This window comes from Streptomyces sp. NPDC005925 (genome assembly GCF_040638805.1).
GTDB lineage: Bacteria > Actinomycetota > Actinomycetes > Streptomycetales > Streptomycetaceae > Streptomyces.
Genome location: NZ_JBEXVL010000003.1, coordinates 273159 through 293435, shown reverse-complemented (window position 1 = coordinate 293435; position 20277 = coordinate 273159). Strand labels below are relative to the sequence as shown.

15 protein-coding genes, 1 tRNA gene and 1 pseudogene are annotated in these 20277 nt (G+C 73.3%); 10 read left to right on the top strand and 7 right to left on the bottom strand.

Annotated elements, in window-relative coordinates:
• The first annotated feature begins 10 nt into the window (after positions 1–10).
• The 4 genes and pseudogenes from ABZ354_RS06580 to ABZ354_RS06565 form a co-directional block, all read left to right on the top strand.
• Positions 11–904 carry an FAD binding domain-containing protein gene (locus tag ABZ354_RS06580; protein WP_358653608.1) on the top strand — a complete coding sequence of 298 codons (894 nt, stop codon included), beginning with the start codon at positions 11–13 and terminating at the stop codon, positions 902–904.
• Complete coding sequence (locus ABZ354_RS06575) at positions 901–2847, top strand: (2Fe-2S)-binding protein (RefSeq protein ID WP_358653606.1); 1947 nt, start codon at positions 901–903, stop codon at positions 2845–2847. The genes ABZ354_RS06580 and ABZ354_RS06575 overlap by 4 nt, the downstream gene beginning before the upstream one ends.
• Positions 2844–5150 (top strand): molybdopterin cofactor-binding domain-containing protein, encoded by a 2307-nt coding sequence (locus tag ABZ354_RS06570; RefSeq protein ID WP_358653604.1) that lies wholly within the window; start codon positions 2844–2846, stop codon positions 5148–5150. Before ABZ354_RS06575 ends, ABZ354_RS06570 begins: the two co-directional genes overlap by 4 nt.
• 89 nt (positions 5151–5239) lie before the next feature.
• Positions 5240–6034, top strand: a pseudogene (locus tag ABZ354_RS06565) (SUKH-4 family immunity protein); the annotation flags it as partial.
• A gap of 7 nt (positions 6035–6041) precedes the next feature.
• On the opposite strand, the gene ABZ354_RS06560 reads toward ABZ354_RS06565, so the two are convergent.
• Positions 6042–6116, bottom strand: a tRNA-Cys gene (locus tag ABZ354_RS06560).
• A 186-nt stretch (positions 6117–6302) separates the two neighbouring features.
• Here ABZ354_RS06560 and ABZ354_RS06555 point away from each other — a divergent pair.
• From ABZ354_RS06555 to ABZ354_RS06540, 4 genes are all read left to right on the top strand, one after another.
• Positions 6303–7790: an MFS transporter gene (locus ABZ354_RS06555; RefSeq protein ID WP_358653602.1), complete on the top strand. Its 1488-nt coding sequence runs from the start codon at positions 6303–6305 to the stop codon at positions 7788–7790.
• 365 nt (positions 7791–8155) lie between these two features.
• Positions 8156–9961, top strand: a complete 1806-nt coding sequence (locus ABZ354_RS06550) for a DEAD/DEAH box helicase (protein ID WP_358653600.1) — start codon at positions 8156–8158, stop codon at positions 9959–9961.
• A gap of 320 nt (positions 9962–10281) precedes the next feature.
• Positions 10282–10923 (top strand): helix-turn-helix domain-containing protein, encoded by a 642-nt coding sequence (locus tag ABZ354_RS06545; protein ID WP_358653598.1) that lies wholly within the window; start codon positions 10282–10284, stop codon positions 10921–10923.
• A 197-nt stretch (positions 10924–11120) separates the two neighbouring features.
• Positions 11121–11912, top strand: coding sequence for a S16 family serine protease (locus ABZ354_RS06540; protein WP_358653596.1), 792 nt, complete (start codon positions 11121–11123; stop codon positions 11910–11912).
• Positions 11913–12104: 192 nt separating this feature from the next.
• Here ABZ354_RS06540 and ABZ354_RS06535 read toward each other — a convergent pair whose 3' ends face one another.
• From ABZ354_RS06535 to ABZ354_RS06515, 5 genes are all read right to left on the bottom strand, one after another.
• Positions 12105–13067 carry a glycine betaine ABC transporter substrate-binding protein gene (locus tag ABZ354_RS06535; protein WP_358653594.1) on the bottom strand — a complete coding sequence of 321 codons (963 nt, stop codon included), beginning with the start codon at positions 13065–13067 and terminating at the stop codon, positions 12105–12107.
• On the bottom strand, positions 13064–13912 hold the full coding sequence (locus tag ABZ354_RS06530; protein WP_358653592.1) for an ABC transporter permease: 849 nt from the start codon (positions 13910–13912) through the stop codon (positions 13064–13066). The genes ABZ354_RS06535 and ABZ354_RS06530 overlap by 4 nt, the downstream gene beginning before the upstream one ends.
• Positions 13909–15123: a betaine/proline/choline family ABC transporter ATP-binding protein gene (locus ABZ354_RS06525; RefSeq protein WP_358653754.1), complete on the bottom strand. Its 1215-nt coding sequence runs from the start codon at positions 15121–15123 to the stop codon at positions 13909–13911. The genes ABZ354_RS06530 and ABZ354_RS06525 overlap by 4 nt, the downstream gene beginning before the upstream one ends.
• Positions 15124–15238: 115 nt before the next feature.
• Entirely contained in the window at positions 15239–15886 is a 648-nt protein-coding gene (locus tag ABZ354_RS06520) for an ABC transporter permease (protein WP_358653590.1), read from the bottom strand.
• Between the two features lie 47 nt (positions 15887–15933).
• The gene (locus ABZ354_RS06515) at positions 15934–16413 is read right to left on the bottom strand and encodes an Lrp/AsnC family transcriptional regulator (RefSeq protein WP_358653588.1); all 480 of its coding nucleotides are present in this window, start codon (positions 16411–16413) and stop codon (positions 15934–15936) included.
• 122 nt (positions 16414–16535) lie between these two features.
• Between ABZ354_RS06515 and hppD the strand changes: the two genes are divergently transcribed.
• Together hppD and ABZ354_RS06505 are read left to right on the top strand one after the other, a co-directional pair.
• Positions 16536–17684 carry a 4-hydroxyphenylpyruvate dioxygenase gene (gene hppD, locus ABZ354_RS06510; protein ID WP_358653586.1) on the top strand — a complete coding sequence of 383 codons (1149 nt, stop codon included), beginning with the start codon at positions 16536–16538 and terminating at the stop codon, positions 17682–17684.
• Between the two features lie 515 nt (positions 17685–18199).
• Entirely contained in the window at positions 18200–19615 is a 1416-nt protein-coding gene (locus tag ABZ354_RS06505; RefSeq protein WP_358653585.1) for an FAD-linked oxidase C-terminal domain-containing protein, read from the top strand.
• 79 nt (positions 19616–19694) lie between these two features.
• Here the strand turns inward: ABZ354_RS06505 and ABZ354_RS06500 are convergent, their stop codons facing one another.
• Complete coding sequence (locus tag ABZ354_RS06500) at positions 19695–20171, bottom strand: SsgA family sporulation/cell division regulator (RefSeq protein WP_358653583.1); 477 nt, start codon at positions 20169–20171, stop codon at positions 19695–19697.
• Positions 20172–20277 lie beyond the last annotated feature (106 nt).

Genomic DNA, 20277 nt, shown 5'->3' with positions numbered 1-20277 from the left:
GGCAGCCGGTTTGACCACGCACGCACCGCAGACGGCGCAGGCCGTCACGCTGCCCTCGACACTGGACGAGGCCGTGGCGGCCCTCACCGCGATGCCCGCCGCCGTGCCCGTCGCGGGCGGCACCGATCTCATGGCCGCGGTGAACTCCGGGCAGCTCAGGCCCGCCGCGCTGGTCGGCCTCGGCCGCATCAGCGAGATCCGCGGCTGGCAGTACCAGGACGGTCACGCGCTGCTCGGCGCCGGCCTCACCCACGCGCGCATGGGCCGCCCCGACTTCGCCGCGCTCATCCCGGCGCTGGCCGCCGCCTCGCGCGCCGCGGGCCCGCCGCAGATCCGCAACGCGGGCACCCTCGGCGGCAACATCGCCTCGGCCGCCCCCACCGGCGACGCGCTGCCCGTGCTCGCCGCGCTGGAGGCGACGCTGGTCATCGCGGGTCCCGGCGGAGCCCGCCGAGAGCTCCCGGTGTCCCACCTCCTGGCCGGCATGGACATGTTGCGTTCCGGCGAACTCATCGGGTACGTGCGCGTGCCGCTGCTGCACGCCCCGCAGGTCTTCCTCAAGGCGACCGGCCGCACCGGCCCCGGGCGTGCCGTCGCGTCCGTCGCCCTCGTCCTCGACCCGGCCCGGCGCGGTGTGCGCTGCGCGGTCGGAGCCATCGCGCCCATGCCGCTGCGGCCCCTGGAGGCCGAGCAGTGGGTCGCCCAGCTCATCGACTGGGACAACAACCGCGCGATCGTGCCCGAGGCACTCGGAGCCTTCGGCGAATACGTCGCGGCGGCCTGCATCCCCGACCCGGGCCCCGCCGAGGACGGCTCCGTGCAGCAGCTGCCGCCCGCCGTACTGCACCTGCGGCGCACCGTCGCCGCGCTGGCCCGACGAGCACTGGGGAGGGCACTGTCGTGACCGACGACCAGCATCACGAGGGCACGCCCCGCGGCGGCAGCCGCTGGGACCCGCTGCCCCAGGGCGACTACGACGACGGCGCCACGGCGTTCGTGAACCTGCCCGAGGGCGGCATCGACGCCCTCCTGGACAGCCCGCTGGCCGCGCCCGGCCACGGCTATGTGCCGCCGCAGATCACGGTCGCACCGGCCGCCACGGGCACGGATCCCGGAGCCGCCTGGCCGGCCGCCGCCACGCCCGTCGACGGCGCCCAGTGGCACGATCCGCACGCGGGCCAGGACATGACCGGCGGCGACCGGTTCACCTACCAGTCCGGGGCGAGCGGGCCGTGGGAATACCAGGACGGCGGTGCCGCCGAGGCCGCGCCCCCCGGCATGCAGCAGCCGCCCGTTCCCGGCCACGACGTCACCGGCCAGTGGTCGATCCCCGTCGCCGGGGGAGATTTGCCGGACGAGTCGGGCGAGTTCACCTCCTCGTCGCTGGTCGAGCAGTGGGGTGGCACCCCGCCGCCGACCCTGCCCGGCGGCGCCGCCGCGCCGTGGGCCGCCACGCAGTCGGTCGGAGAGCCCTGGGGCCCGGGGACGGCCGAACAGCCCGCGGACTACGGCCAGGTCCCGGGCACCGCGCACGGCCCGGGCCACCCGGTGCCCGGACAGCCCTACGGCGAGCCGGACCCGGCCGGACAGCACCTGCCGCACCACGGGCCGGACGTGCCGCAGGACCAGCCGTACGCCGGCCAGGGCGAGCCCTACGGGCAGGGCCAGGACGGGCTCGGGGGGCAGCCGGCACCCGGGTACGAGCACGCGCCCGTGCAGCAGCACATCGCCGGCCCCACGGCCCAGCAGCACATGGCCGAGCAGCACACCGCCGACCAGGCCCTCAGCGGCCAGCACGCCGCCGAGCAGGCGCTCGCCGACCAGCACGCCGCCGAGCAGGGCCTCGCCGCCGAGCAGGCGCCGCCGCACCCGGCCGGCGTGTACGAGGCCGCGCCCGCCGCCGCCCTGCCCGAGCCGCAGCCCGAGGAGCACGCCCCGGTCGCCGCCGAGGTCCCCGAGGACGTGCCGACCGGCGCCGACGAGGCCGCGGAGAACCCCGCCGACGCCGCCGCGGAGCCCGTGGCGGCCGAAGAGACCGCCCCCGAGACCGCCCCCGAGACCGCCGACGACACCCCCGAGACCGCGGGGACCGCCGCGCCGGAGACGTCCGGCGAACCGGCGCCGCAGGACGGGGCCGGGGCCGACGCGGAGGCCGCGGGCGCCGCTGACGCCGCCGCGCAGCCCGTGACCGCGCTCCACGAGGACCATCCGCTCGCCTCCTACGTGTTGCGCGTCAACGGCACCGACCGGCCCGTCGCCGACGCCTGGATCGGCGAGTCCCTGCTGTACGTACTGCGTGAACGGCTCGGACTCGCGGGCGCCAAGGACGGCTGCTCGCAGGGCGAGTGCGGCGCCTGCAACGTCCAGGTCGACGGCCGGCTCGTCGCCTCCTGCCTGGTACCGGGCGTGACCGCGGCCGGCAGCGAGGTCCGTACGGTCGAGGGCCTGGCCTCCGACGGGCGGCCCTCGGACGTGCAGCGGGCGCTCGCCCGGTGCGGCGCCGTGCAGTGTGGGTTCTGCGTGCCGGGCATGGCGATGACCGTGCACGACCTGCTGGAGGGCAACCCCGCCCCGACCGAGCTCGAGACCCGCCAGGCGCTGTGCGGCAACCTGTGCCGCTGCTCCGGCTACCGGGGTGTCGTGAACGCCGTCAAGGAGGTCGTCGCCGAGCGCGAGGCGCACCGCGCGGCCGACGGCGCCGAGACGGACGCCGACGGCGTACGCATCCCGCACCAGGCGGGCCCGGGCGCGGGCGGCGTGAACAACACGGCGTTCGGCGGCCCGCAACCGCCGGGCCGCGGCGGACCGCACGACCAGTCCCATGGCCAGGACGGAGGCCCCGCGTGAGCAACGAGACCGCCACGGCGCAGGCCCCGGAGAAGACCCCCGAACCCGAACCGCTCCCACACGGCCTCGGTGTCTCGCTCCCCGCCGCGGACGCGCGCGCCAAGACCGAGGGCACCTTCCCGTACGCCGCCGACCTGTGGGCCGAGGGCCTGCTGTGGGGCGCGGTGCTCCGCTCGCCGCACGCGCACGCGCGCATCGTGTCCATCGACACCACGCACGCGCGGGAGATGCCCGGCGTCCGCGCCGTCATCACGCACGAGGACGTGCCCGGCGCCGCGCTGCACGGGCGCGGCAAGGCCGACCGCCCCGTGTTCGCCTCCGAGGTCGTACGCCATCACGGCGAGCCCATCGCGGCCGTCGCCGCCGACCACCCGGACACCGCCCGGATGGCCGCCGCGGCCGTCACCGTCGAGTACGAGCTGCTCGACCCGGTCACCGACCCCGAACAGGCCTTCGAGGCCGAGCCGCTGCACCCCGACGGCAACCTGATCCGGCACATCCCCCTGCGGCACGGCGACCCCGAGGCCGCCGGCGACATCGTCGTGGAGGGCCTGTACCGCATAGGCCGACAGGATCCCGCGCCCATCGGAGCCGAGGCGGGTCTGGCCGTACCGCGCCCCGACGGCGGCGTGGAGCTGTACCTCGCCTCCACCGACCCGCACACCGACCGCGACACGGCCGCCGCCGCGTTCGCCCTCGAACCGGATCGGGTGAAGGTCGTCGTCACCGGCGTGCCCGGCGCCACCTCCGACCGCGAGGACCAGGGCTTCCAGCTCGCCCTCGGCCTGCTCGCGCTGAAGACCAACTGCCCGGTGAAGCTCGCCGCCACGCGCGAGGAGTCCTTCCTCGGCCACGTCCACCGCCACCCCACGCTGCTGCGCTACCGCCACCACGCCGACGCGGAGGGCCGGCTGGTGAAGGTCGAGGCGCAGATCCTGCTCGACGCGGGCGCGTACGCCGACACCTCGTCGGAGGCGCTGGCCGCCGCCGTGGCCTTCGCCTGCGGCCCGTACGTCGTACCGAACGCCTTCATCGAGGGCTGGGCCGTCCGGACCAACAACCCCCCGTCGGGCCATGTGCGCGGCGAGGGCGCCATGCAGGTGTGCGCCGCCTACGAGGCGCAGATGGACAAGCTCGCCAAGAAACTCGCCGTCGACCCGGCGGAACTGCGTCTGCGCAACGTGCTGGCCACGGGCGACCTGCTGCCGACCGGTCAGACGGTGACGTGCCCGGCGCCGGTCGCGGAGCTCCTCCAGGCCGTACGGGACGAGCCGCTGCCGCCGCTGCCCCAGGACGACGCCGAGGACGGATGGCTGCTGCCCGGCGGCCCCGAGGGCGCGGGCGAACCGGGCGCGGTGCGCCGCGGCGTGGGCTACGGGCTCGGCATGGTGCACATGCTCGGCGCCGAGGGCGCCGACGAGGTGTCCACGGCGACCGTGAAGGTGCAGGACGGCGTGGCCACGGTGCTGTGCGCGGCGGTCGAGACCGGGCAGGGCTTCAGCACGCTCGCCCGGCAGATCGTGCAGGAGACGCTCGGCATCGACGAGGTCCACGTGGCGCCGGTCGACACCGACCAGCCGTCCGCGGGCGCGGGCTGCCGCGGCCGGCACACCTGGGTGTCGGGCGGCGCGGTGGAGCGCGCGGCGAAGATGGTCCGCACCCAGCTCCTGCAGCCCCTGGCCCACAAGTTCGGCATGTCCACGGAACTCCTCCAGATCACCGACGGCCGGATCACGTCGTACGACGGTGTCCTGTCGACGACGGTCACGGAGGCGATGGACGGCAAGGAACTGTGGGCGACGGCCCAGTGCCGCCCGCACCCGACCGAGCCGCTGGACGACTCCGGGCAGGGTGACGCGTTCGTCGGCATGGCGTTCTGCGCGATCCGCGCGGTCGTGGACGTCGACGTCGAGATCGGCTCGGTACGCGTCGTGGAACTGGCCGTCGCGCAGGACGTGGGGCGGGTGCTGAACCCGGCCCAGCTGGCCTCGCGCATCGAGGGCGGTGTCACGCAAGGGGTGGGCATCGCGCTCACCGAGAACCTGCGCACGCCGCGCGGCCTGCTGCGCCACCCCGACCTGACCGGGTACGCCCTGCCGACGGCCCTGGACGCGCCGGACATCCGGATCGTCAAGCTGGTGGAGGAGCGGGACGTGGTCGCGCCGTTCGGTGCGAAGGCGGTCAGCGCGGTGCCGGTGGTGACGTCCCCGGCGGCCGTGGCGTCGGCTGTGCGCGCGGCGACGGGCCGCCCCGTCAACCGCCTGCCGATCCGCCCGCAGGCGGCCGTGGTGACGGGTCAGTAGACCCAGCCGTCGTCCCTGTCCGGCCGTTGCCGCAGTTGCGGCGCTCCGGCCGGGCGGTATTCCGAGGCCGTTGTCAGTGGCGGCGGCTAATGTTCTGGGCAGTGGGACGGCCGCCCGTCGGGGGTGGGCGGCCGTCCCGTGACGGACGGGGGTTGCGGATGCGCGGGGGAGCGGTGAGCGGGGTGGCGATCACGACGGCGGTCACGGATCTGGGGCTCGGCGAGGGGCACGGTGCGGGGCAGGGCCGGATGCTGCGGCTTCCCGGGCTGCGCGGGGTCGCCCCGTCGCTGGTGACGCTGGTGCGTTTCGCGACGGCGACGGACCGGCCGGCGGACGGGCGGGGCCTGTTCCCCGCCCCTGCGTGCGGTGAGCGCGCGGACATACGCACGCTGGTGGAGCGGTCGCCGTACCGCCGGATGACGGCGCTGGTCCGGCTCCTGGCGCTGGCCGCCGGCACGGGCGCGGAGTCGGGGCTCGCCCTGGACCTGCCGAGCGGGCTGCTGGACCGGGAGTTCGGCCGCGGCCGTGTCGTCCACTTCGAGGACGTCGACCTTCCCGCCGTCCTCACCCACGCGCCGACGCGCCGCTTCCTGCGGGAGACGGGCCTGCCCGAGGAGGCGTACCCGCTCAGCCTGGGCACGGACGTGCCGCTGCCGATGCTGGCGGAGTACGCGGAGGACGACGCGCTGGACGTCCGCCCGGACCGGCTCCCGGTGGGCGCCGAGCGTTTGGTGCGGGTCGGGAGCCTCGCCGAGGAGGGCTGCAGCCTGGTCCTCGACGGTGCGACGGGCGCGCTCTGGAAGTGGACCGAGCCGGAGGCGGCCCTGCACCCGCTGGGCGCGGACGTCTCGACCATGGCCTTCACCCTGTGGCTGATGCACCGGGCACTGCTGGAGGCCGTGGCGGGATTCGAACCCGCGTCACTCGCTTTGCAGGCGAGCCCCTGAACCACTCGGGCACACGGCCGTGTCGATGTCCCGACCGTACGGGCAGGGCGCGGCGGGGCTCAAGACGTTCGGGAGTGCCGCAACGCGACTGCCACACGCCGTTCACGAACGGCCGGCGTGGGCGGTGGGCGTAGGCCCAAGGGCGTAGAGCCGTACCGTCTCCCGACAGGGGCCAAGGCGGCTCTTGGCCCTTACGCTGGCGCTCATGAGTGCCCTCGAACCGTGCGACAGCACTGTCGCCGACGCCCCTGACCCCGACCCGGCCGCCGGGCCGGCCGAGACCGTGCTGAGCCGCTCCTACCGGGCGCTGAGCATCGGCATCGTCTCCGTCGTGCTGCTGATCGCGTTCGAGGCCACGGCCGTCGGTACGGCGATGCCGGTCGCGGCGCGCGAACTGGACGGCGTGTCGCTGTACGCGTTCGCGTTCTCCGGGTACTTCACGACGAGTCTGTTCGGGATGGTGCTGTCCGGCCAGTGGTCGGACCGGCGCGGGCCGCTGGGGCCGCTGACCGCGGGCATCGGCGCGTTCGCCGCCGGGTTGCTGCTGTCCGGGACGGCGACGGCGATGTGGCTGTTCATCCTGGGCCGGGCGGTGCAGGGCCTGGGCGGCGGGCTGGTGATCGTCGCGCTGTACGTCGTGGTCGGCCGGGCCTACCCGGAGCGGCTGCGGCCCGCGATCATGGCGGCGTTCGCGGCGGGCTGGATCGTGCCGTCGATCGTCGGCCCGCTCGCGTCGGGCGCGGTGACCGAGCACCTCGGCTGGCGCTGGGTGTTCGTCGGCATCCCGGTGCTCGTGGTGTTCCCGCTGGCGCTGGCGCTGCCGCAGATACGACGCCGGGCCGCGGGGCCGGTGGAGGAACCGGGCACGGGCAGGGGCGGGGGAGGGGCCGGGCGGGCCTCCGTCGACCGGCGGCGCATCCGGCTCGCCCTCGGTATCTCGCTGGGCGCCGGACTGCTCCAGTACGCGGCGCAGGACCTGCGGTGGCTGTCGCTGCTGCCCGGTGCGGCGGGAGCCGCGCTGCTGGTCCCGGCGGTCTCCGGGCTGCTGCCGCGCGGCACGTACCGGGCGGCGCGCGGGCTGCCGTCCGTGGTGCTGCTGCGCGGGGTCGCCGCGGGCTCGTTCATCGCGGCCGAGTCGTTCGTGCCGCTGATGCTGGTCACGCAGCGCGGGCTCAGCCCGACGCTCGCCGGGTTCTCGCTGGCGGCGGGCGGCGCGGCCTGGGCGCTGGGCTCGTGGGTGCAGTCCCGCCCCCGGGTCGAGCCGCACCGGGAGCGGCTGATGACGCTCGGCATGCTGCTGGTGGCGGCGGCCATCGCGGCGGTGCCGAGCGTGCTGATCGCGGCGGTGCCCGTGTGGACGGTGGCGGTGGCCTGGGCGTTCGGCTGCTTCGGCATGGGCCTGGTGATCTCCTCCACCAGCGTGCTCCTGCTGCGCCTGTCCGCCCCGGAGGAGGCCGGCACCAACTCGGCCGCGCTCCAGATCTCCGACGCCCTGTCCAACATCGTCCTGCTGGCCATGGGCGGCGCCGCGTTCGCCGCGCTGGGCGGCGGCACCGTGTCGCACGCCACGACGGCGGCCACGGGAGCGGGCGCCTCCCACCCGGCGGCCTTCGCGGCGGTGTTCCTGCCGATGGCGGCGGTGGCGTCGGTGGGGGCCTGGGTGACGGTCCGGGTGCGGGCGGAAGCACGGTGAGACCGGGAACAAGCGCGTCTCCTGGTACGCGCGCCGGGTGTTTCTGTTCAGGAACGCGAGCCCGTCGGACCAGCGACGGGCAGGGGCGGCGCGGGGCCCGTGGGCGGCCACGAGGGCCCTGCGGCGGGCGCGGTGGCCCCGAGGTCGGCGTGGACGAGGCCGAGCGGTTCGCACGGGACGTCTCCCGGGGCGCGTCGGGCGCTGCCGGGATCGCGACCCGGTTGCCGCGTGCTTCGCGCGCTCGATGTGAACTCGGTCCCACTGCCGGCCACGGTGGCCCGGTACCCGCGTCGGGCGCTCCGGGCCGCCGGTAGGGTGGCCCGGTTGTCATACGCGCCCGAGCAGCCGACCCCTCCACGGAGACCGTGACTACCACCGCAAGTTCCAGTGCCGCCGCTCACTCGCACCACCTGTCACCGGCCTTTCCCGGCCGTGCCCCCTGGGGTACCGCCAGCAAGCTGCGTGCCTGGCAGCAGGGGGCGATGGAGAAGTACCTCCAGGAGCAGCCCCGCGACTTCCTCGCGGTCGCGACCCCCGGTGCCGGTAAGACGACCTTCGCGCTGACGCTCGCGTCCTGGCTGCTGCACCACCACGTCGTGCAGCAGGTGACCGTGGTCGCGCCGACCGAGCACCTGAAGAAGCAGTGGGCGGAGGCCGCCGCGCGGATAGGGATCAAGCTGGACCCCGAGTACAGCGCGGGCCCGCTCGGCAGGGAGTACGACGGGGTCGCCGTCACGTACGCAGGTGTCGGCGTGCGCCCGATGCTGCACCGCAACCGCGTGGAACAGCGCAAGACCCTCGTCATCCTGGACGAGATCCACCACGCCGGTGACTCCAAGTCCTGGGGCGAGGCCTGCCTGGAGGCGTTCGAACCGGCGGCCCGCAGGCTCGCCCTGACCGGTACGCCGTTCCGTTCGGACACCAACCCCATCCCGTTCGTCACGTACGCGGAGGGCGACGACGGCATCCGGCGGTCCTCCGCCGACTACACGTACGGCTACGGCTCCGCGCTCGCCGACGGTGTCGTGCGGCCGGTCATCTTCCTCTCCTACAGCGGCAACATGCGCTGGCGGACCAAGGCCGGCGACGAGATCGAGGCCCGGCTCGGCGAACCGATGACCAAGGACGCGGTCAGCCAGGCCTGGCGCACCGCCCTCGACCCGCGCGGCGACTGGATGCCGGCCGTGCTGCGCGCCGCCGACCAGCGGCTCACCGAGGTCAGGAAGGCCGTGCCGGACGCCGGCGCGCTCGTCATCGCCTCCGACCAGGACTCCGCCCGCGCCTACGCCAAGCTCATCCGCGACATCACCGGCCACAGGGCCACGCTCGTCCTGTCCGACGACACGGGCGCGTCGAAGCGGATCGACGACTTCAGCGGCAGCACCGACCGGTGGATGGTCGCCGTCCGCATGGTGTCCGAGGGCGTCGACGTGCCCCGCCTCGCGGTCGGCGTGTACGCCACGACGATCTCCACGCCGCTGTTCTTCGCGCAGGCCGTCGGCCGCTTCGTACGGTCGAGGCGGCGCGGGGAGACCGCGTCCGTGTTCCTGCCGACCATCCCTGACCTGCTCTCCTTCGCCAACGAGATGGAGCGCGAGCGCGACCACGTCCTCGACAAGCCCAAGAAGGAGGGCGAGGAGGACCCGTACGCCGAGTCCGAGAAGGAGATGGAGGAGGCGAACCGGGAGCAGGACGAGGACACCGGCGAGCAGGACATGCTGCCCTTCGAGGCGCTGGAGTCCGACGCCGTCTTCGACCGGGTCATGTACAACGGCGCCGAGTTCGGCATGCAGGCCCACCCCGGCAGCGCCGAGGAGCAGGACTACCTCGGCATCCCCGGGCTGCTGGAGCCCGACCAGGTGCAGATGCTGCTGCAGAAGCGGCAGGCCCGGCAGATCGCGCACAGCCGCAAGAAGCCGGACGAGGAGGCCGACCTGCTCGAACTGCCCGCCGAGCGGCGGCCGGTGGTCTCCCACAAGGAGATGATGGAGCTGCGCAAGAGGCTCAACACGATGGTCGGCGCGTACGTCCACCAGAGCGGCAAGCCGCACGGCGTCATCCACACCGAGCTGCGGCGCGTGTGCGGCGGCCCGCCCAGCGCCGAGGCCACCGCGGGCCAACTGCGGCAGCGCATCGCCAAGGTCCAGGAGTGGGCCACCCGCATGACGTGAGACCCGTACGCCGGGACGGACCGGGGCGCGCGGGTGCGGCGGCCCGGTCCGCCGGATGTTTCGGGAGGAACAGAGCGAGTCCGCCCGTGTACTGACCGGATTCTGGACGGAGCCTTCCGCTGAGCGAACCGGCTCGCTACTGTCCCGCTACGCACACGCCCCGTGGCAGAGCCGCCGCGGAGCGCAGCCGTGAAGCGACCGGGCCGGGGACACGTCCGGGCCGTCGGCCGATCGGCGGCCTCTGTGGCGCGTCACCGACGGGACTCGGTGCCGCCCGCCGGCAGGTGGCCGCCGACCTCACCACCGAAGGAGTGGGCGTCGTGACCGCGGAGACCTCCCAGACGCTCGACAGGGGCCTGCGGGTCCTCAAACTGCTGGCCGACACCGACCACGGGCTGACCGTCACCGAGCTGTCCCAGAAGCTGGGCGTGAACCGGACCGTGGTGTACCGGCTGCTCGCCACGCTGGAACAGCACGCCCTGGTACGCCGGGACCTCGGCGGTCGTGCGCGGGTCGGGCTGGGGGTGCTGCGCCTGGGCCGCCAGGTGCATCCGCTGGTGCGGGAGGCCGCGATGCCGGCGCTGCGGTCGCTGGCCGAGGACATCGGGGCGACGGCCCATCTGACGCTGGTGGACGGTGCGGAGGCGCTGGCCGTGGCCGTGGTGGAGCCGACGTGGACGGACTACCACGTGGCCTACCGCGCGGGTTTCCGGCACCCGCTGGAGCGGGGCGCCGCCGGCAAGGCGATCCTCCAGGGCCGCAGGCAGCCCGCCCCCGACCCCGCCTACACGCTGACGCACGGCGAGTTGGAGGCCGGGGCGAGCGGGGCCGCGGCACCGCTGGTCGGCGTCACGGGCGTCGAGGGCAGCGTGGGCGTGGTGATGCTGGCGGACGCGGTACCGGAGCGGGTGGGCCGGCGGGTCGTGGAGGCGGCGCGGGAGGTCGCGGAGGCGCTGCGCTGACGCCCGCCCCGGCCGGGCGGGTTCCTCGGGCCGGGACGGTGACGTCACCCCGCCGCCCGCGCGCCGCCCGCGCCCGGACGCCGTACCGCGGGCGCCCTTCCGACCCCGGACGCCGTACCGCGGGCGCCCTTCCCGCCGGGACCCGGCACCGTGGACGCGCCCCCTGCCGCGATCGCGCGCCACGTTAGATTGATCCCGTGTTCTCTCGTCTCACGCGCCCCCGGGCCGTCGCCGTCTGTGCCCTGCCCGTCGTGGCTCTGTTCGCCACGGCGGTGTTCGCACCGCTGCCGTTCTCCGTGGCGCAGCCCGGGATGACGGCGGACGTGCTCGGCAAGAACAAGGGCGCGGCCGTGATCACCATCTCGGGCACGCCGACCCGGGACACCCGGGGCGAGCTGCGCATGACGACGATCGAGGCGACCAGCCCGGACACGCGCGTGTCGCTCGCTGACGTGGTCGACGGCTGGTTTGCGACCGACAAGGCGGTCATGCCGCGCGACTCGGTCTACCCGAGCGGCGGCGGCGTCAAGGAGATCGAGCGGCACAACGAGCAGCAGATGCGCGAGTCGCAGAACACGGCGACCCGGGCGGCGCTGACGTATCTGAAGCTGGACGACGACAAGGTGAAGGTCTCCCTGAAGCTCGCCGACGTCGGCGGGCCGAGCGCCGGACTGCTGTTCTCCCTCGGCATCGTCGACACCCTGGACGGCGACGGCAGCGGCGGCGACCTCACGGGCGGCCGGGTGATCGCCGGCACGGGCACCATCGACGCGGACGGCACGGTCGGCGCGGTCGGCGGCGTCGCCCTGAAGACGCGGGCGGCCCACCGGGACGGGGCGACGGTCTTCCTGGTCCCGAAGGCCGAGTGCGCCGACGCACGGACCGAACGCCCGAAGGGCCTGCGCCTGATCCCGGTCACCACGCTGAAGGGGGCCGTGGAGTCCCTGGTCGCGCTGAGCACGGGGAAGGGCCGGGTCCCGGGCTGCTAGAACTAGCCCCCGGATCCCGGGGTGTGAACCGGCGCCGGCAGACGGCCCCCTCCGTCCCTGTCGGGCACCCCCCGCCCGGCAGACGGCCCCCTCCGTCCCTGTCGGGCACCCCCCGTCCGGCAGACGGCCCCCTCCGTCCCTGTCGGGCACCCCCGGCTGACGGGCAGCTCCGCGGTGAGCGGGCCCGTGGGCTCACCCCTTCTTCACGAACCCCTCCTTCACCATCCAGTCCAGCGCCACCTGGTGCGGGTCCTCGCCCTTGACGTCCACCCTGGCGTTCAGGGTTCGGGCCACCGAGTTGTTGAGCTTCTTGGTGATGGGGGCCAGGATGCCGGCGATCTCCGGGTACTTCTTGAGGGTCTTCGTGTGGATCATGGGGGCCGCGTTGTAGTTCGGGAAGAACTTCTTGTCGTCCTCCATCACCACCAGATCCATCGACGTGATGCGGCCGTCGGTGGTGAAGACCTCGCCGTAGGTGCAACTGCCCTTCGCGGCCTGCGTGTAGATGATGCCGGTGTCCATCTGCGTGAGGTTCTTCGCCGGGAGGTCCATGCCGTACTTCTTGGCCATGCCGGGAAACCCGTCCGCGCGGTTGGCGAACTGGCTCTCCACGCACAGCGTCACCGCGCCCGGGTCCCTCTTCGCCAGCGCCGCCACGTCCGACAGGGTCTTCGTGCCGTACTTCTTGTAGTTCTCCCGGTTCATGGCCAGGGCGTACGTGTTGTTCAGGGGGGACGGCTCCAGCCAGGTCACGCCGTTCTTGCGGTCCGCGTCCCGTACCGCCTCCCACTGCTTGCGCGGGTCGGGCAGCGGCTCGGTGTTGCCGAGGTAGTTGATCCACCCGGTGCCCGTGTACTCGTAGTCGGCGTCCGCCGCGCCCTTGCGCACCGCCTCCCGCGAGCCGATCGAGCCCTGGATGCCGGTGCGGTCGAGGACGTTCGCGCCGGCCGCCTCGAAGGCGATGCCCATGATCGCGCCCAGGATCAGCTGCTCGCTGAACTCCTTCGAGGTGACCGTCAGGTCGACGCCCTTCAGCGGCAGGCCACGGCCGATCGTCCCGGGGGAGACGTCGTCGACCATCGGCGAGCCGCTCGTCAGCCCGCACCCGGACGCCAGCAGCAGAACCCCGGTCAGCACCAGGCAGCCGCGCCTCATGTCCCCGCCTCCAGACCCTTGGGCCGCAGCGCCACCTCGGCCAGCGACGCCAGCCAGTCCACCAGCAGCGCCAGGACCACCGTGAGAATCGACCCGAGCATCAGCACCGGCATCCGCTGGTTGGTGATGCCGGTCGTGATCAGCACACCCAGCCCGCCGCCCCCGCCGAACGTCGCCAGCGTCGCCGTCCCGACGTTCAGGACCAGCGCCGTACGGACGCCCGCCAGGATCAGCGGCACCGCCAGCGGGAGTTCGACGCGGGTCAGCACACCCAGCGGGGACATGCCGATCCCGCGCGCGGCCTCCAGCAGCGTCGGATCGTTCGCCTTCAGCCCGGCCATGGTGTTCGACAGCACCGGCAGGACCGCGTACGCGATGATGCCGATCAGGGCTGCCCTCCTGCCCGTGCCGAGCCAGATCACCAGCAGCGCCAGCAGACCGATCGCCGGGGTCGCCTGCCCCATGTTGGCGAGCGCCATGGCCACCGGTGTCGCCTTGCGGAAGGCACGGCGGGTCAGCAGGATGCCCAGCGGGATGGCGATGATCAGCACGAAGAAGGTGGAGATCGCCGTCAGCTCGATGTGCTGCCACAGTGCCTTGGACACCTGCCCGTTCGACAGGGCGTTCTCGGAGATCGCGTCCAGCTCCGCCTGCCGGAACCACAGCCAGGTCACGATCAGCACCACGACCAGCACCGAGGGCAGGAAGGTCAGCTTCTGCCAGGTGATTCGCCGCGCCGGGCGCCGGGGCGGCGCGGTGCGCGGCTCGTCGCCGGACTCGCCGGCCGGCTCGTCGTCGTCCGCGAACGCCTCGGGTTCGGGTTCGGGCCGGAAAGCGGTGCTCATGCCCAGGCCTCCCCGCCGCCCACGCCGCCCTCCTGTTCGACGTGCGTCTGCCGGGCCCTGACCTCCTGCAGCTCGGACTGCGACTCCATGGCCTCCAGCCGGTCGGCCTCCAGCATCTCGTGCACGGAGTTCATCAGCGTCTCCATGTCGACGACGCCCGTGTACTCGCCGCGCCGCCCGGTGACCGCGACCCGGCCCGCGTTGTCGGTGAGCACCGCCTCCAGGGCGTCCCGCAGCGTGGCGTCCCGGGTCACCGTGTCCTGCACGAGCGTCCCGGCCCGCGCCAGCGAACCCTTGGCGCGCATCAGGTCGCCGCGCCTGAGCCACTTGTAGGGCCGGCCGCGCCGGTCGAGCAGCAGGATCTCGTTGTTGCCGCTCGTCCGCAGCACGTTGAAGATCTCCTGGAGCGGGTCCTCGACGGTCACCGTCGGATAGTCGGTGATCTCCACGTCGCGTACCCGGGTCAGGTTCAGCCGCTTCAGGGCCGCACCCGCGCCCACGAAGCCGGAGACGAAGTCGTCCGCCGGGTTGGTGAGGATGGCCTCCGGGGTGTCGAACTGCGCGATGTGCGACTGCTCCCGCAGGACGGCGATCCGGTCGCCGATCTTGATGGCCTCGTCGAAGTCGTGGGTGACGAACACGATCGTCTTGTGCAGCTCGCGCTGGAGCCGGATCAGCTCGTCCTGGAGGTGGTCGCGGGTGATCGGGTCGACCGCGCCGAACGGCTCGTCCATCAGCAGGACCGGCGGATCCGCCGCCAGGGCACGCGCCACGCCCACCCGCTGCTGCTGCCCGCCGGACAGCTGGCGCGGATAGCGGTTGTGGAACTCGCCGGCGTCGAGGCCGACCAGGTCGAGCATCTCCTCCACACGGTCGCGGATGCGCGCCCTGGGCCAGCCCAGCATGCCCGGCACCAGCGCGATGTTCTGGGCGACCGTCATGTGCGGGAAGAGACCGGACGACTGGATCGCGTAGCCGATCTTGCGGCGCAGCTTGACGGGGTCCATGTCGGTGACGTCCTCGCCGCCGATGCGGATCCGGCCGCCCGACGGCTCGATCAGCCGGTTGATCATCTTCAGCGTGGTGGACTTCCCGCAGCCCGACGGCCCGACCAGGACGACCGTCTCGCCCGCGCGGATCTCCATGGTGACGCTCTCCACGGCGGGCCGCGCACTGCCCGGGTAGCGCTTGGTGAGGTTCTCCAGTTCGATCGTGGCCCCGGTGGTGCCACTGCCCCGGGCGGTGCCCGCGGCCCCGGCGCCGCCCCCGGTGCTGCCGGGGGCGACCGTCGCCCCGGTCGCGTCGTTGCTGGTGTCGCTGCTCGGGTCAGGCACGGATCCCCCTGGGGATGGTCAGCCGTCCGATGAGGACGTACGCGGCGTCGAACAACAGGGCCAGGATGATGATCCCCAGGGTCCCCGCGAGCACCTGGTTGAGCGCGTTCTTGCTGCCCAGGGAGCCGATGCCGCGGAAGATCTCGTTGCCGAGGCCGGGTCCGGAGGCGTACGCCGCGATGGCCGCGATGCCCATCAGCATCTGGGTGGAGACCCGGATGCCGGTCAGGATCGGCGGCCAGGCGATCGGCAGCTCCACGCGCAGCAGCCGGGCCACCCGGGACATGCCGATGCCGCGGGCCGCGTCCACCAGCGCCGGGTCGACGCCGCGCAGTCCCACGATCGCGTTGCGCACCACCGGCAGCAGCCCGTACAGCGTCAGCGCCACCACCGTCGGCGCCACGCCGAGGCCCACGATCGGGATCAGCAGACCGATCATGGCGAGGGACGGAACGGTGAGGATCGTCGCGGTGGTCGTCGTGGCGAGGCTGCCCGCCCACTCGCTGCGATAGGTCAGGACACCCAGCAGCACACCCAGCAGCGTCGCCGCCACCATGCACTGGAACACGGCGCTCGCGTGCTGGAAGGCGTCGGTGAGCAACTGCTGGTGCCGGGTGCTCACGTACTCCCAGAAATTCACATCCGCTCACCCCGGATCCGGGCCGCGCCCGGGGGCGGCGGCCTGCGTCAGGTCCGCCGCCGGTCCTCGGCGGCCTGTTCCACCAGCGGGATGATCCGCAGCGGAACGGGGTTCTCCATGACGATCGTCGTAGAGGCCCGGACAATGCCATCAAAGCCAACAACCCGGTCGATCACCCGCTGGAGATCGGCGTTCGACCGGGCCACCAACCGGCACAGCATGTCCCCGCTGCCGGTCGTGGTCAACAGCTCCAGCACCTCCGGAACGGACGCCAAGTGCCCCCGTACAGATGGGCCTTGACCTTGTCTGATCTGAAGTGTTGCGAACGCCGTCACGGGGTAGCCGAGTGCGGCCGGATCGACCTCGGGGCCGAATCCCCGGATGACTCCGTTCGACTGAAGCCGGTCGAGCCGCGCCTGCACCGTGCCCCGCGCGACCCCCAGCCGCCGCGACATCTCCAGCACCCCGATACGCGGCTCCCGCGCCAGCAGCACGATGATCCGGCCGTCCAGTTGATCGATCGCCACGCCCGCCTCCTGTGTGGTCAGCCTGTACATAAAGTCCGCTGGTCCCGCCGCCCTCCTGGGCAGACTGCCCAGTGAATCTGCAAACTATTGCGCACCTTGCGGGTGCGGGAGAACCTGCATTTATGACGCAGACCACACACCACACTCCCGACACGACCGCCCGGCAGGCCGACCCCTTCCCGGTCAAGGGAATGGACGCGGTCGTCTTCGCCGTGGGCAACGCCAAGCAGGCCGCGCACTACTACTCCACCGCCTTCGGCATGAAGCTGGTCGCCTACTCCGGGCCGGAGAACGGCAACCGCGAGACCGCCGCCTACGTGCTGGAGAGCGGCTCCGCCCGCTTCGTCCTCACCTCGGTCGTCAAGCCCACCACCACCTGGGGCCACTTCCTCGCCGAGCACGTGGCCGAGCACGGCGACGGCGTCATCGACCTGGCCATCGAGGTGCCCGACGCCCGTGCCGCGTACACGTACGCCGTCGAGCAGGGTGCCCGTTCGGTGGCCGAGCCGTACGAACTGAAGGACGAGTACGGCACGGTCGTCCTCGCCGCCATCGCCACCTACGGCAAGACCCGCCACACCCTGGTCGACCGCAGCGGCTACGACGGCCCCTACCTGCCCGGCTACGTCGCCGCCGACCCGCTCGTCGAGCCGCCGGCCCAGCGCTCCTTCCAGGCCGTCGACCACTGCGTCGGCAACGTCGAGCTCGGCCGCATGAACGAGTGGGTGACGTTCTACAACCAGGTCATGGGCTTCACGAACATGAAGGAGTTCGTGGGCGACGACATCGCGACCGAGTACAGCGCGCTGATGTCGAAGGTGGTCGCCGACGGCACGCTCAAGGTCAAGTTCCCGATCAACGAGCCCGCCCTCGCCAAGAAGAAGTCCCAGATCGACGAGTACCTGGAGTTCTACGGCGGCGCCGGCGTCCAGCACATCGCCCTGAACACCAACGACATCGTGCAGACCGTCCGCCAGATGCGCGCGGCCGGCGTGCAGTTCCTCGACACCCCGGACTCGTACTACGACACGCTCGGCGAGTGGGTGGGCGAGACGCGGGTGCCGGTCGACACGCTGCGCGAGCTGAAGATCCTCGCCGACCGCGACGAGGACGGCTACCTGTTGCAGATCTTCACCAAGCCGGTCCAGGACCGCCCGACCGTGTTCTTCGAACTCATCGAGCGGCACGGCTCCATGGGCTTCGGCAAGGGCAACTTCAAGGCCCTCTTCGAGGCCATCGAGCGTGAGCAGGCCCGACGCGGCAACCTCTGACCGACGCACGGCCGCGCGGTCACCCGGACCGCCGGCCCCGGACACCACGGCGGTCTCCGACGGCCGGACCCGGGATCACCGCGTGGGCGGGCCCTCCTGCGAGGGCCCGCCCACGCCGGTCCGGCGCCCGTCGTGCCACCGGCACCGGCAGCGGCGGGACGCAGGGGCCGGTCCGCGCGCCTCCCGGAAGTGTCGCGGCGCCACCTCCCGCTCGCCGCGCCCCCACACCGGCTGTCCGCGGCCCACACCGGCTGTCCGCGGCCCGCGCCGGAAACGCGCCCGCTCGCGCGCGTCCCGCCTCCGCTTCTTCGGCCGCTTCCTCCGCCATGTCCGTCTTCCGGCCTGATGACCGACCTTCACCGCCTCCGTGGCCTCCATGGCCCGCACGGCCTCCACGGCCTCCACGGCTTCCACGGCCTCCATGGCCGACACCGTGCGCCCCTGCGACGACCACACCCGGCGCGCGACGGCCGCCGCCGACGGGGTTCACACCGGTGGCCCCCGGGTGCGAACCTGTGATCATGAGCCGTATCGAAGCGCCCCCCGAGGACGGCACGGCAGCGACCGGCGGCCTCGTCGGCCGACTGCTCGCCGGCCTGCCCGCCGAGGCGGTCCTCACCGACCCCGACATCACCGCCGCCTACGCCCACGACATGGCGAGCTTCTGCCCGGCCGGCGTCCCCGCCGCGGTCGTCCTGCCGCGCACCGTCGAACAGGTCCAGCACGTCATGCGCACCGCCACCGAGCTGCGCGTCCCCGTCGTCCCGCAGGGCGCCCGCACGGGCCTGTCCGGCGCGGCCAACGCCTCCGACGGCTGCATCGTGCTGTCCCTGACCAAAATGGACCGCATCCTGGAGATCAACCCGGTCGACCGCATCGCCGTCGTGGAACCGGGCGTCATCAACGCCACGCTCTCCCGCGCCGTGGGAGAACAGGGCCTGTACTACCCGCCGGACCCGTCCAGCTGGGAGATGTGCACCATCGGCGGCAACATCGGCACGGCCTCGGGCGGCCTGTGCTGCGTGAAGTACGGGGTCACCGCCGAGTACGTGCTCGGCCTGGACGTCGTCCTCGCCGACGGCCGCCTGATGTCCACCGGGCGGCGCACCGCCAAGGGCGTCGCCGGGTACGACCTCACCCGGCTCTTCGTCGGCTCCGAGGGCTCCCTCGGCATTGTCGTACGCGCCGTGCTCGCGCTCAGGCCGAAGCCGCCCGAGCAGCTCGTCCTGGCCGCGGAGTTCGCCTCGGCCGCCGAGGCCTGCGACGCGATCTGCCGCATCATGGCCGCCGGGCACGTCCCCTCCCTGCTGGAACTCATGGACCGTACGACGGTCAAGGCCGTCAACGACCTGACGCACATGGGGCTGCCGGAGACCACCGAGGCCCTGCTGCTCGCCGCCTTCGACACCCCCGACCCCGCGGCCGACCTCGCCGCCGTGGGTGAGCTGTGCGAGGCCGCCGGAGCCACCCAGGTGGTCCCCGCGGACGACGCGGCCGAGTCCGAGATGCTCCTCCAGGCACGCCGGCTGTCCCTGACCGCGCTGGAGGCGGTGCGCGGCGTGACGATGATCGACGACGTGTGCGTCCCGCGGTCCAGGCTCGGGGACCTGATCGAGGGCGTCGAGCGGATCGCGGAGAAGCACGGCCTGACCATCGGCGTCGTCGCCCACGCGGGCGACGGCAACACCCACCCCACCGTCTGCTTCGACCCCCAGGACACCGACGAGTCCCGTCGGGCCCGCGCATCCTTCGAGGAGATCATGGCCCTCGGCCTGGAACTCGGAGGCACGATCACCGGCGAGCACGGCGTCGGCGTGCTGAAGAAGGAGTGGATGGCCCGCGAGATCGGCCCGGTGGGCATGGAGATGCAGCGGGCCGTGAAGCACGCCTTCGACCCGCTCGGCATCCTCAACCCGGGCAAACTCTTCTGACCCGGTCTGCGAACAATCTCCGTGGCGGTCCGCGTACCGGCCCCGGTCCGGTGGACGCGGCGACACTCCGCGGGGCGGTTCACTGCCGGCCCGGGGAGTCGTCCGACGGCCACGGGTCGCGTATCCACGGGTCGTCGGCGGAAGCCGGATCGAGCAGCTCGGCCAGGGCGTGGTCCAGGCCGAGCCGCTCGCCCTCGGCTCCCGGGGGCACCGCCCGCAGGGTCCGCTCGACCCAGGCCGACACCGGTGACCCCGGGGCCTCCAGCAGGGCCTCCCCGTCGGGGGAACTCAGCGACATCCGGACGACATCCCGGCCGCCGGCCCTGCTCGGCCACACCCGCACGTCGCCCTGCCCACACGGCCGGAACACCCCCTCCACGAGCAGCTCACGGGCGAACGTCCAGTGCACGGGCACGTCCGAGTCGACGTGGAAGGTGATGTGGACGGCGTACGGGTCGTCGCCGCGGTAGCTCAGCCGGGCCGGGACCGGGACGCTCCGCTCGGGCGACAGAACGAGATGGAGCTGCAGTTCCCGCTCGACGACGGTGGGGCGCATGGCGTGCGTTCCTCTCTCCGAAGGGTCGTGCGACCGCCGGTGGGGGCGCCCGCACAAGGAGAGAGGGGGTCGGGGGGCGGGCATTACGCGGATTCCGGGGAGTTTT

What these genes read in the sequence shown, in the direction of transcription:
- ABZ354_RS06535 (WP_358653594.1), bottom strand. Translation starts at nt 13,067, where the DNA reads ATGAGGCGCGGCTGCCTGGTGCTGACCGGGGTTCTGCTGCTGGCGTCC.
- ABZ354_RS06555 (WP_358653602.1), top strand. Translation starts at nt 6,303, where the DNA reads ATGAGTGCCCTCGAACCGTGCGACAGCACTGTCGCCGACGCCCCTGAC.
- hppD (WP_358653586.1), top strand. Translation starts at nt 16,536, where the DNA reads ATGACGCAGACCACACACCACACTCCCGACACGACCGCCCGGCAGGCC.
- ABZ354_RS06530 (WP_358653592.1), bottom strand. Translation starts at nt 13,912, where the DNA reads ATGAGCACCGCTTTCCGGCCCGAACCCGAACCCGAGGCGTTCGCGGAC.
- ABZ354_RS06500 (WP_358653583.1), bottom strand. Translation starts at nt 20,171, where the DNA reads ATGCGCCCCACCGTCGTCGAGCGGGAACTGCAGCTCCATCTCGTTCTG.